This window comes from Harryflintia acetispora (genome assembly GCA_004340125.1).
GTDB lineage: Bacteria > Bacillota > Clostridia > Oscillospirales > Ruminococcaceae > Harryflintia > Harryflintia acetispora.
On the sequence record SLUK01000012.1, the window covers coordinates 25,285 to 37,291 of the forward strand.

A 12,007-nucleotide genomic window follows, 5' to 3' on the forward strand; every position below is an offset into this window, starting at 1 on the left:
TGATATTGTAAAATGGTCCGTTTTTCTATGACCTCCAGGCCGTCTTCACGGCCTGGAGGGGAATCTCTTTGATCACCCTGGCGGGGACGCCGCCCACCACCATATTGGCGGGGATGTCCTTCGCCACCACCGCGCCGGCGGCCACGACTGCGCCGTCTCCGATGGTCACGCCGGGGCAGACGGTGGCGTTTGAACCGATCCAGACGTTCCTGCCGATGACGATGGGCGCGGGGTGCATATCCTTCCTGTGGTGGGGGTCCATCTCATGGTTGAGGGTCGCCAGCACGACGTTATGGCCGATCAGGCTGCCCGCGCCGATGGTGATGCCGCCCTGGTCCTGGAACCGGCAGCCGGAGTTGATAAAGACGCCTTCGCCCACGGTGATGTTCCTGCCGAAATCGGTGTGGAAGGGCGGGAACAGCGCGAAGGAGCGGTCCACCGGCTTACCGGTGATCTGTGAAAACAGCTCCCGGATTTCGTCGGGATCATGATAGCCGCTATTGAGCCGGGCCGTCAGCTTCATTGCTTCAAACGCGGCTTTGCTCATAAACCGGTGCTCCCGCGATCCGTTCACCACCCGTTCCCCACGGTTCAGATGATCCAAAAATTCCTGCAGCTCCATCTTTAAAACCCCCTTGCGTTTCCCTGCCCGGTCCGGCGCTGGAGAGGGCGCCGCCTTCAGGTCCAGTATAGCAGCGGGGATAATGGATAGCAAATACTTATATGACATATTTGTCTATAGTTGACAGGCATAATTGTGCATGCTATAGTGGAGAAAAAGGAGGCTTCTCGATGGAACTGCGCGTTTTACGCTATTTCTTGGCGGTCGCGAGGGAGGAAAGCATCTCCGGTGCGGCGGATTATCTGCATCTGACGCAGCCAACCCTCTCCCGCCAGCTGATGGATCTGGAGGAGGAGCTGGGAAAAAAGCTCTTCATCCGGGGCAACCGGAAGGTCACCCTCACGGAGGACGGGCTCCTGCTGCGCAAGCGGGCCAGTGAGATTGTCGAGCTGGTGGAGAAAACCGAATCCGAGTTCCGGGAAACCGAGGAGGTCACCGTCGGCGACATCTACATCGGGGGCGGCGAGAGCGACGCCATCCGCCTGATCGCCCAGGCCGCCAGAGAGCTGCAGATCAAGTGCCCGCAGATCCGGTACCATCTGTTCAGCGGCAACGCCGACGACGTGGGGGAGCGGCTGGAGAAGGGGCTATTGGATTTCGGGATCATGATCGAGCCCAGCGACATGAAAAAATATGATTACCTCAAGCTGCCGGTCACCGATGTCTGGGGGGTGCTCATGCGACGGGACAGCCCCCTGGCCCAAAAGGAGACCGTCCGTGCGGAGGATTTGTGGGGCGTGCCGCTGCTCCTTTCCCGGCAGGCGCTGGGCAAGAGCCGCCTGTCCGACTGGCTGGAGCGCGGCTACGATTCCCTCTGCGTCGCCGCCACCTACAACCTGATCTTCAACGCCTCCCTGATGGTGGAGGAGGGGCTGGGGTATGCGATCACGCTGGACAAGCTGGTAAACACCAGGGACGAGGGCAGCCCGCTGTGCTTCCGCCCGCTCGAGCCGCATTTGGAGGCGCCGCTCTACATCGTCTGGAAAAAATACCAGGTATTTTCCCGGGCGACACAGCGGTTTTTGCAGATGCTCCGGGAAAAATTCCAGTAACGGTGCTTCTATGCCGTTTTGATGCCGAAAGGATGTATGCTGGCAAGGAGGAGGGAGCGAATGATTCAGATTCTGATTGTCGAGGACGAAAAGGCGATCTCCAACCTGATCCGCCTGAGTTTAAGCAAGGAGGGCTACGGCTGCACCTGCGTCTACGATGGGACCGCGGCCGCCGATCTGCTGGAGCAAAACAGGTACGACCTGATCCTGCTGGACGTCATGCTCCCCGGGATCGACGGCTTCGAGCTGATGGAATATATCCGCCCCATGGAGATCCCGGTGATCTTCATCACGGCGAAGAACGCGGTGGCCGACCGGGTGAAAGGGCTGCGGGCCGGGGCGGAGGACTATCTCGTCAAGCCCTTCGAGATCGTGGAGCTGCTCGCGCGCGTGGACGTGGTGCTGCGCCGGTACCTCAAAAGCGAAATGGTCCTTTGGGTCGGCGGGCTGGCGATCGACACCTACGCCATGCAGGTGAAGCGGGACGGCCGGGAGATCGGCCTGACGAAAAAGGAATACGATCTCCTTCTGCTGTTCGCCCGGAACCCGCGGCGGGCCCTCTATCGCGAGACCATCTACGAGCGGGTCTGGGGGGAGGAATACCAGTACGGCAGCAAGACGGTCGATCTGCATGTGCAGCGGCTGAGGAAAAAGGTCGGGTGGGAGAACCTGTTGCAGGCGGTCAACAAGGTCGGCTACCGCCTCGAGGTGTAAGATGAAACTAAGCGTGAAACTGACCCTCTGCATGCTGGGGCTGCTCTCGCTGCTGTTCGGGATCGGGGGCAGCCTTTTGATCTCGACCTCATTTCAGGTCACGCTCGAGCGTGAAAAGGAGGGGGCCTACAATGCCTATCAGATGGTGCTGGGCACCTTGCAGGTGGTCAACAGCATACAGGGCCCGTCCGACTACGAAGAGATTTCCCAGACTTTGGAGCAGCTGTCCCGGCAGAACGCCGGCTCCTTTTCGTCGCTGCGGCTCTATTCCGATGCCGGGCCGATCTATGAATACGGCTCAAAGCCCGTTTCGTCCGGCGGGAAGGCCCTTCCCGGCAGCTGCACGATCCGCTGCGCGCGGGGCGGGGACGGCGCGCGCCTCCTGACCCTCTCGGGGGCGCTCCAGGCGGGCGGGGAGACCCTCTACCTGGATATGGCGCGCGACATCTCGCCGCTCTTTGCATCGCGGCATACCCAGCAGCAGATTTATCTGCTGGTCTTTTTGCTGATGGCCGCGCTGTGCGCGCTGCTCTCCTACAGCATTTCTCGGGTGCTCACCCGCCCGCTGGTGCGCCTGTCCAAAGTGTCCCGCGCCATTGCCAAAGGGGAGCTGTCCAGCCGGGCGGATATCCGTACCGGGGATGAAATCGGCCTGCTCGCCCGCGATTTCAACGCCATGGCCGGGGCGCTGGAGGAGAAGATTGCCCAGCTTCGGGAGGCGGTCGAGCGCCAGGAGCGCTTTGTGGGCAGCTTTGCGCATGAGATGAAAACCCCCATGACCTCCATCATCGGCTACGCGGACCTGATCCGGGGCCAGACACTGAGCGCCGGCGAGCAGGCCGAGGCGGCGAACTATATCGTCAGCGAGGGGAAGCGGCTGGAAAACCTGTCGCAAAAGCTGTTGGAGCTGCTGGTGCTCAAAAACACAGAGATGACTTTTTCAAAGGCCCGCCCCGCCGCATTGATCGGGGGGCTCGCCGCCCGCCTCGGACCGGTATATGAGCGGCAGGGGATCGTCCTGAGCTGCGTGTGCGGGGAGGGGGAGTGCCTGCTGGAACCGGAGCTCATTAAATCGCTGCTCATCAACCTCCTCGACAACGCGCGAAAGGCGCTGGAGGGGAAGGGCGGCAGGATAACGGTGCGCGCCGTCATGCTCCCGGACGGCTGTGAAATCATCATAGCGGACGACGGGCGCGGCATCCCGCCCGAGGCTTTGGAGCACCTGACAGAGGCCTTCTACCGGGTGGACAGGTCCCGCGCGCGCCAGCAGGGCGGCGTGGGGCTCGGGCTGGCGCTCTGCCGGGAGATCGCCAACCTGCACGGGGGCTCCCTGCACTTTGACAGCCGCCCCGGCGAGGGGACGACGGTGACGGTAAAGCTCAGGGGAGGCGCGGCATGAAACGAATGAAAATTTCCAATATCCTCGCGGTTCTGTGCACCCTTTTGCTGGTGGCGGCGGGCGCCTGCCTGCCGCAGGTCGTCTCCCGGCTCCTCGACCGCCGCCTGTGGCGGGAGACGACGAAGCGGGAGGATGCGTACGTTTCCCTCCTGCTCTCGCAGACCCCCGACCTCTTTCGCACATTGGAGCTCTTTCGCACCCAGCGCTCCGAGATACTCCTGTCCGAGGGCTACCGCATGACCGAGCAGGAGGTGAAGAACGCCGCCGCCGGGGCGCTGACGGAGTTTTTGACGCCGGCCCTGCAGGAGGATGGGGCCGTCTACGTCCACCCCAAGGTTACGCCGGTTCTGCTCACCGGCGGGGAGGCCCCCGCTCTGTCCGGCGTGTTCTGGCGCTGTGTGTGGGAGGATGGGGTCGGGGAGGACGAGGTCCTCTGGCTGGACGACGAGAGCGGGAAGATGGTGGCCTATGAGGGCTATCTCAGGCAGCCGACCTTCGTCGAATCGGAATATCTGATCGCCTATGCCGTGGGCACGCCGGAAGACGCCGCCCGGCAGGTGGCGGAGTTTTGCCGCCGGTATTACCCGGTCGACGACGTGCAGCTGGCTTTGGAAAAAACGGACGTCGACGGGGAACGCTATTCGCTGGTCCTGTCCAAGGACAGCGATGGGCGGACAGAAACCTGCAGCGTCCCGCTGGGCCTGCGCGACGGATGGATCTCCTTCAATTTTTGATGGCGTTTTGATCCCGTTTTGCTGCCAATGTGAAAAAACACCTTGCTATCCTGTTGTTTAGAAACAGATGGGAAGGTGTTTTTTATGTCCGGACATGGACGGGCCCGCAGGGGCCGCGCGCGCAAGAGGAGAGGGAACATCCGCCAGGCCGGTTTGAAAATTTTCCTGACAGCAATCATCGTGGCTGGCGGGCTGTTGGCCGGAGCGATCGGGGCAAGCCGTGCGCCGGGCCCCGGTTCCGGGGAGGCGCAGCCGGGCAAAAGTTTTCAAGGGGAAGCGGATGTTGGACAGGTGCCGCTTGGGGAAGAAAAGACGGGGGAGCTGGACGCCGTCAAAGACAGCTCTTCCACACAGGCCGGGCAGCCTCAAAAGGAGGACTGGAGGCTGATCCTGGTCAATCCCTGGAATGCGATCCCGGAGGGATACGGGGTGGATTTGGCCCAGCTCAAAAATGGACAGGCCGTGGATGAGCGCTGCTATCCCGACTTGCAGGAGATGATGGACGACTGCCGGGACCAGGGCCTCTCGCCGCTCATCTGCTCCTCCTACCGTTCACAGCAAAAGCAGGAAGCGCTGTTTGAAAACCGGCGAAACAGCCTGCTGGCGCAGGGATATTCCCAGGAGGAGGCGCGCGCCGAGGCCGGGAAGGCCGTGGCGCTCCCGGGCACCAGCGAGCATCAGCTGGGCCTGGCCGTGGATATTGTGGACCTTTCCAACCAGAACCTGGACGAGAGCCAGGAAGATACCGCCGTCCAGGGCTGGCTGATGGAGAACAGCTGGAAATACGGCTTTATCCTGCGCTATCCCAACGGCAAGAGCGCGTTGACGGGGATCATCTACGAGCCGTGGCACTACCGCTACGTCGGGCGGGAGGCGGCACAGGAGATTTACGAGCGGGGCGTCTGCCTGGAGGAGTACCTGCAGGCGTGAGAAGGCGGGGGCCGTTGAGCGGATCAACGGCCCCCGCTTTTGATCCGGGGATTTTACAACTCGATAACAACCCTATAGTAGAATCGGAAGTGAGGTGAAAGTGATGGCAAATATTTTGGTGGTGGAGGATGAGGTGCTCATCAGCGAGCTGATCCGGCGCAACCTCTCGCTGGTCGGGCACGGCTGCGACCCGGCCTTCGACGGGGACGAGGCGCTGGAGAAGCTCTCCGGCGGGCGGTACGATCTGATGATCCTGGACGTCATGCTCCCGAAGCGGGACGGCTTTGCGGTGATGGGGGAGGCAGAGGGCCTGCCGACCATCTTCCTGACGGCCCGCGACGGCCTAAATGAGCGGATCACCGGCTTTTCGCTGGGGGCGGACGACTACATTGTCAAGCCCTTTGAAATGCTGGAGCTTTTGGCCCGGGTGGAGGCCGTGCTGCGCCGCACCCAAAAGCATGCCGGCACATTTGAGCTGGACCAGGCCCGGGTCGATTTCGGCAGCCGCCAGGTGTACCGCGGGGATGCGCTGCTGGAGCTGACTCCAAAGGAGTACGAGCTGCTAACGGTTTTGATCAGCAACCGCAACATCGCGCTGTCGCGGGAGCGGCTGCTCGAGCTGGTCTGGGGCTATGACTTCGAGGGGGAGTCGAGGACGGTGGACGTGCACATCCAAAAGCTGCGCCGCAAGCTCGGCTGGGAGGAGCGGATCAAAACGGTGTATAAGCTGGGCTACCGGCTGGAGGCGCACGGATGAAAAACAGGACCTTTTATGCCACCTTCCTTTTGTTTGTGCTCGCCATTTATGCCGGGCTCTTCGGCCTGTCGCTGGTCACGCTGCACGACGCTGTGCGGCAATCCAGAGAGCAGTGCCTGAGCGAGCAGTACATCATCTCCTCGGCGCTCTACCGCGACATGGGCTCCTTGGCCGGCCGCGCGCTCGAGCCCGGCGCGCGGCTGGAGAGCCTGGTGCAGCCCTACCTGTACCTCGCCGGTAACCGCGTACCGCCGTGATTGAACGCAGCGGCGGCCGGTATTATTGCAGCGTGTCGGGCGCGCTGCCCGAGCCGTTCGGCGGATTCCAGGTGCTGTACCGCGCCGACATCACCGCGCGCATAAACGAATGGGAGCGCGGGGACGGCGCCATGATGCTGCTCGGCGGGCTTCTCTCGCTGGCCTTGGCGGTGCTTTTGCTGCTGCTGCTCGGCCGGCTGTTTTGGCCGCTGTCCGAGATTACGCGGCTCTCCCGGAGGATCGCCTGCGGGGACTACGCGGACCGCCTGCCGGAACAGGGACGGGATGAAACCGCGATGATGGCCCGCAGCTTCAATCATATGGCCTCGCAGATCGAAGGCAAGGTGACCGAGCTGGCCGCGGCGGCCGAGAGCCGGCAGCGCTTCATCGACAACCTCGCCCATGAGCTGCGCACCCCGCTGACCGCCATCTACGGGTATGCGCAGTATCTGCGCAGCGCGGCGCTCGGCGAGGAGGAGACCCGGTTCGCGCTGGACGCGATCCTTTCGGAAAGCAGGCGCATCCAGGTGATGGCCGGCCAGCTGATGGAGCTGTCCGGCCTTCGCGGCGGGGAGATCGGGATGGAGCGCCAGGACCTTGAAAAAATCGTGGAGGCGCTTCGGAGCACCCTGGCGCAGAGGCTTTGGGAGCGGGGGATCGTGCTGAAGGTTTCCCTGGAGGTGAAGACGGTCACCGGGGACCACTTCCTCCTGCAAAGCCTGCTGCTCAATCTGATCGACAACGCGCTCAAGGCGAGCGGAGACAATTCGGCGGTCGCCGTCACGTCCTACCGCCAGGACGGTTGCCCCGTGATCGCGGTCACGGACTGGGGGAAGGGGATGGAACCGCAGGAGCTCGAGCGCATCACGCAGCCCTATTACCGCGTGGATAAGGCGCGCAGCCGCAAGGACGGCGGGGCGGGGCTCGGACTTGCCATCTGCCTGCAGATCGCGCAGCGGCACCATGCTAGGCTCGTCTTTCGCAGCGCGCCCGGGCGCGGCACCACGGCGCTGGTTATTTTTACAGCTCCATGATAACTTGATGATCACTTTACAACACCTAGCGGGTATCCTTGGAACTGTGATCACAAACAAAACAAAAAGGAGCGGTCAATATGAACAGGAAAAAACAAATGGGACAGGGGAACGCGAAAGCCCTCCTGGCGGCCGCGCTCACCATAGGCGCCGCCACGTCGGCGTTCTGGGGGCTCACGCAGGTCGCGCTGGCGGCGCAGGTCGGCAAGCCGCAGACGGTGCAGACCAGCTATCCGTCGGGGCAGGCCGCAGGAGAGCAGAAGAAATCCCAATCGGTATCAAACGAAAAGCCAACGTACCGCCTCGTGGACAACGACCTGGAATATTACCGGGACAAAAAGCCCACCAGCTTGGACATCTCCCGCGAGGAGGCGGCCGAACGCGGCGTGCAGGGACTTTACAAGGTGTTCGGGCTGGACATGGACGGCAAGGAGATCGAGATGGCCTATAACCCGGCCCAGGGCGGCCACCGGGCGACCTGGGAGGGTAACTGGTGGCCCGACGGCAGGAAGAGCGGCCCAGAGGCTTATGTGCAGTCCTATGGCTTCAGCGTGGATGCGGTTTCGGGCGAGCTGCACGCCGTGAGCCACAGCAGGGTATTGTCCCAGGAGACGAATACCGGATTCGATGCGGGCCTCTCCCGGAGCAGTGGGGAGTATGGCGGCCTTGCCAGGGAGCTTGCGGTGAAGCTCGGCGCGGTTCAGGGGAAGGTCAAAACGGTGGATTACGCGGGCCAGGGGACGTCGAACAACGACCCCGACATCTTCTTCAACATTACCGGGGAGGGCGGCGAACGCGCCCAGCTGCGGTTTTCCCGTTTCGATCAGGAGCTGCTGGGCGTCACCTTCGATCCGGGCATGAAGGAGATGGACGTTTCCATCCGCGATGCCGAGGAATTTGCCAAGCGGGCCGAGGCATATTTTAAACTGAACCCCGATGCGGCCACCTATGAGGAATAGGGGCAAAAGGCCGGGCAACCGGAATCCGTCATAATTGCGCCGCCTCCCTCGTAAGTTGTTGATAGCGGTACCATCCGCAAAGCTGACGGAGGAGGCCCGGCGATGAATCTGGATCAGGAATGTAAGGCAGCGCTCGACCTGCCCTATCCCCCCGTGCAAACGAAAAGCCGCCGCCTGGACTATGCCCACGCCATGCTAAGCAACGTGGGGAGCGGCAATTCCGAAATGACGGCGGTCAGCCTGTATTTTTACAACAGCGTGATCCTGAACCCGGATTACGCGGACTTTGCGCAGTGCTTTCACCGGATCGGCATCGTGGAGATGCACCATCTGGATATATTCGCAACCCTCGCCCATCAGATGGGGCTGGACCCGCGGCTGTGGTGCACCCGCAACCGGACGAAATGCTACTGGACGCCCGCTTACAACTCCTATCCGCGCCGGGTGCGGGAGGTCGTTGAGCATTCGATCCGGGGGGAAGAGGCCGCGATCAAAAAATACAGCAGGCAGGCGGATGAAATCTGCGACGAGGACATTGTGAAAATCCTCGAGCGCATCCTGCTGGACGAGCAGCGCCACATCGAAATCTTTCATGCCATGCTGGCTCTGCTGGCATAGGTGACCGACAAAATGAAAAGAACCGCCGCACCTTTTGGTGCGGCGGTTCTTTTCATTTTCGGCTATTTTTCCTGGGGCGCGCCCCCGTTTCCGGCAGAATGCAGGCAGTCGGCCAGGGCCTGGCACAGGCGCGTCAGGTCCACCGGCTTTGGCACAAACCCGTTCATCCCCGCCGCGGCCGCGGCCTCCTCATCCTCTTTGAACGAGTTGGCGGTCATGGCGATGATAGGGACGCTCTGCGCCTGCGCATGGGCGCAGGCGCGGATTTCCCGGGTGGCCTGCAAGCCGTCCATGACCGGCATGCGGATGTCCATCAGGATCACCTGGAAATACCCCGTCGGGCTCTCGAGAAAACGTTCGAGCGCCTGCTTGCCGTCGCCGACGCGCTCGGTGCGGACCCCCTTCGTTTCCAGCAGCTCGACGGCGATCTCGGCGTTGAGGTCATTGTCCTCCGCGAGCAGCACCCGCAGCCCCTGCAGATCCTGTTCCCCGTCCTTGTGCTCGGGCGGGGCGGCCTCCTGTCCGGCCGGGAAGGAGAGGGTAAAGAAGAAGCGGGTGCCCTCGCCGGGCGTGCTTTCGAGCCCCAGCTCGCCGCCCATGGCGTTTACAATGCTCCTGCTGATGGGGAGCCCCAGCCCGGTCCCCTCGCTGCGCGCAGAGCTGGTGCCCAGCTGCTCGAAGGCGTAGAAGATTTTTTCCTGGGCCTCGCGGGGGATCCCGATGCCGTTGTCCTCCACCTCGAACGTGTAGGACGACCCCTCGTCGTTACAGGACGCTTCCCTTACCCGCAGCCGGATCTCGCCGCCCTCGGGGGTGAACTTGACCGCGTTGGAAAGCAGGTTGACCAGCACCTGCCGCAGCCGGACCGGGTCGCCCGCAAGGGCGTCCCGGCCGAGCCGGCAGTCCATTGTGAACGTCAGCTGACGCTGCTCGGCCTGGGAGCGGATGACGGCTTCGGTCTCCTGCAGCACCGTGTGCAGGGAAAAGGCTTCCCGGCCCAGATGCAGCTTGCCGTTTTCGATCCGGGACATGTCCAAAATGTCGTTGATCAGTGCCAGCATATATTGGGAGGAGCTGCGGATTTTTTCCAGCTTCTGCGAAGCGCCCTGCGGCAGCCCCGGCTCCATGCTCGCAAGGTCGGTCAGCCCCACGATGGCGTTCATCGGGGTGCGGATTTCGTGGCTCATATGCGACAGGAACTCGCTCTTCGCCTGGCTCTTGGCCTGCGCCTGTTCGAGCTGCGCGCGCATGAGCGCACCCTTGACCCGCACCCGCATGGCAAAGAGGATGCCGAAGAGCACCATCAGCAAAAAGACGCTGAGGATGGCGGCGAAGGTCATGGGATTGGCATAGATCAGGTCGGGCAGGGACATGGAGGTGTAGCCGAGAGACACCAGGTTGCGGTCCAGGATGGCGTTTTTGTCCGCCTCGCTCAGGCTTCCGATGCCCTTGTTGAGGACGGTGAGCAGCTTGGGCTCGATGGGACGCGCCAGGGCGAGGGAGACGCTGGTATTGTTTCCGGTCCGGGTGATCGGCGTCACGTTGACGTAGCGGTGGGACTGCATCTCCCGGTCGATCTGGGCGGACAAGCCGTAAAAGAAGTCCAGCTCGCCCCGGTTCACCGCCTCGAGCCCCGCGCGCATGCTGTCGAAGTAGAGCACCTGCTCCGACCCGATTTCAGGCGGCATGGCGCGCCCCTCGATGATGCCGCCCACCAGCCCGTCGGCGGGGAAGCTGACCGCCTTGTTCTTGGCGACGATGTTGTTGAGCCCGGCGTATTCCTTGGTCAGAGCCAGCCCGTGCTCGAAGGCGTCCTCCTGTGAGTCGATGTATCCGCCCATCACGTCCGCCTCGCCCGCCAGGACCATCTGGATGGCCTGCTCATAGGTGTCGGCAAAGACGTACTCGGCTTTCAGCCCCGTGTATTCCTCCAGCATGTCAAAGAGTTCGACGAGCAGCCCCTCGTGGCTGTCCCGCTCGTCGCCGACACAGTAAAAGGGATGCCAGTTTTTGAGGGTCGCCACCTGCAGCGTCCTCTTCCCGGCGACATAGGCGCGCTCCTCTTTGGTGAGCAGGAGGGAGGCCTTGGTCATATTGGGGAAATGCCGGGCGTAGCTTTCATTGGCAAACTCCGGGTCGGACTCCAGGATGTTCCCGAGCGCCATGTCGAGCCCCTGCAGCACCTCGTCGTTCCCCGGGGCTGTCACGATGTAATAGGGCTGCGCATCGAACGAGGCGACCGCGCGGAATCCGCTGTACATCTCAAGGTCGTTGCCCAGCAGCAGGTCCACCTCGCCGGAGAGCAGGTAGGAGTACAGGTCCTCCCCGTTTTCCATATCCTCGTAGCGGTAGTAGACCAGCTCGCAGTTCAGATCGTTCATGGTCAAAAATTCGTTGAGACGCCGGATTTTTTCCGTCGCCCTCTCATAGACGCCGATCCGCATGCCGTTCAGCGTTTGCAGGTCATACCCCTTGAGCCTTTCGTCATCCCTGCGGCAGAGCAGGACCGCCCTGCTGTGGCCCATGCTGTACTGGGGATAGGCGAAATACTGCTCAAAGTCGGGGGAATAGTAGGTTCCGCCCATCAGGTCGAACCGGCCGTCTATAAAGTCGCTGACCACATCGTTGGAATCAACATCGATGTATTCGTATTCCCATCCGGTATATTTGGCGATTTCGTTGAGGTGGTCCACCAGCATCCCCTTGCGGTTGCCGTACGAATCGAGCTCGCTGACCCCGGGGGTGGTGGGGAAGGCGACCCGCAAAACACGGTCCTCCTGCGCCTGCGCGGCCGCCACGGGCTGCACGGCGAGCATGCCGGCCGCCGCCATCAGCACGGCCAGCGCCTTTGCCGCCCGTCTTATCCATCTGGAAGGATTGATTGCTCGCATTCTCATTCTTCCACTCATTTCATCGGGTATTAGGTTACTA

The 12,007-nt window shown here is 62.3% G+C and carries 12 protein-coding genes; 10 read left to right on the plus strand and 2 right to left on the minus strand.

What is annotated here, in order from left to right:
* Positions 1 to 25 precede the first annotated feature (25 nt).
* Entirely contained in the window at positions 26 to 622 is a 597-nt protein-coding gene (locus EDD78_RS11985) for a DapH/DapD/GlmU-related protein (RefSeq protein ID WP_132085091.1), read from the minus strand.
* A gap of 170 nt (positions 623 to 792) precedes the next feature.
* Here EDD78_RS11985 and EDD78_RS11990 point away from each other — a divergent pair, with 170 nt between their 5' ends.
* From EDD78_RS11990 to EDD78_RS12030, 10 genes are all read left to right on the plus strand, one after another.
* On the plus strand, positions 793 to 1,674 hold the full coding sequence (locus EDD78_RS11990; protein WP_132085092.1) for a LysR family transcriptional regulator: 882 nt from the start codon (positions 793 to 795) through the stop codon (positions 1,672 to 1,674).
* Between the two features lie 60 nt (positions 1,675 to 1,734).
* Positions 1,735 to 2,388 (plus strand): response regulator transcription factor, encoded by a 654-nt coding sequence (locus tag EDD78_RS11995; RefSeq protein WP_079698011.1) that lies wholly within the window; start codon positions 1,735 to 1,737, stop codon positions 2,386 to 2,388.
* A gap of 1 nt (position 2,389) precedes the next feature.
* Entirely contained in the window at positions 2,390 to 3,787 is a 1,398-nt protein-coding gene (locus EDD78_RS12000) for a sensor histidine kinase (protein WP_132085093.1), read from the plus strand.
* A complete protein-coding gene (locus EDD78_RS12005; protein WP_132085094.1) occupies positions 3,784 to 4,521 on the plus strand; it encodes a hypothetical protein in 738 nt (245 codons plus the stop codon). Before EDD78_RS12000 ends, EDD78_RS12005 begins: the two co-directional genes overlap by 4 nt.
* An 84-nt stretch (positions 4,522 to 4,605) precedes the next feature.
* The gene (locus tag EDD78_RS12010) at positions 4,606 to 5,451 is read left to right on the plus strand and encodes a M15 family metallopeptidase (protein WP_132085095.1); all 846 of its coding nucleotides are present in this window, start codon (positions 4,606 to 4,608) and stop codon (positions 5,449 to 5,451) included.
* A 103-nt stretch (positions 5,452 to 5,554) separates the two neighbouring features.
* On the plus strand, positions 5,555 to 6,208 hold the full coding sequence (locus EDD78_RS12015) for a response regulator transcription factor (RefSeq protein WP_117508101.1): 654 nt from the start codon (positions 5,555 to 5,557) through the stop codon (positions 6,206 to 6,208).
* A complete protein-coding gene (locus tag EDD78_RS14220) occupies positions 6,205 to 6,465 on the plus strand; it encodes a hypothetical protein (RefSeq protein WP_286170879.1) in 261 nt (86 codons plus the stop codon). The genes EDD78_RS12015 and EDD78_RS14220 overlap by 4 nt, the downstream gene beginning before the upstream one ends.
* On the plus strand, positions 6,462 to 7,499 hold the full coding sequence (locus EDD78_RS12020; RefSeq protein ID WP_286170880.1) for a sensor histidine kinase: 1,038 nt from the start codon (positions 6,462 to 6,464) through the stop codon (positions 7,497 to 7,499). The genes EDD78_RS14220 and EDD78_RS12020 overlap by 4 nt, the downstream gene beginning before the upstream one ends.
* A gap of 80 nt (positions 7,500 to 7,579) precedes the next feature.
* A complete protein-coding gene (locus EDD78_RS12025; protein WP_079698005.1) occupies positions 7,580 to 8,458 on the plus strand; it encodes a hypothetical protein in 879 nt (292 codons plus the stop codon).
* 102 nt (positions 8,459 to 8,560) lie between these two features.
* Positions 8,561 to 9,076: a ferritin-like domain-containing protein gene (locus EDD78_RS12030; RefSeq protein WP_132085096.1), complete on the plus strand. Its 516-nt coding sequence runs from the start codon at positions 8,561 to 8,563 to the stop codon at positions 9,074 to 9,076.
* A gap of 62 nt (positions 9,077 to 9,138) precedes the next feature.
* On the opposite strand, the gene EDD78_RS12035 is transcribed toward EDD78_RS12030, so the two are convergent.
* A complete protein-coding gene (locus tag EDD78_RS12035) occupies positions 9,139 to 11,967 on the minus strand; it encodes an ATP-binding protein (RefSeq protein WP_132085097.1) in 2,829 nt (942 codons plus the stop codon).
* Between the last annotated feature and the right edge of the window lie 40 nt (positions 11,968 to 12,007).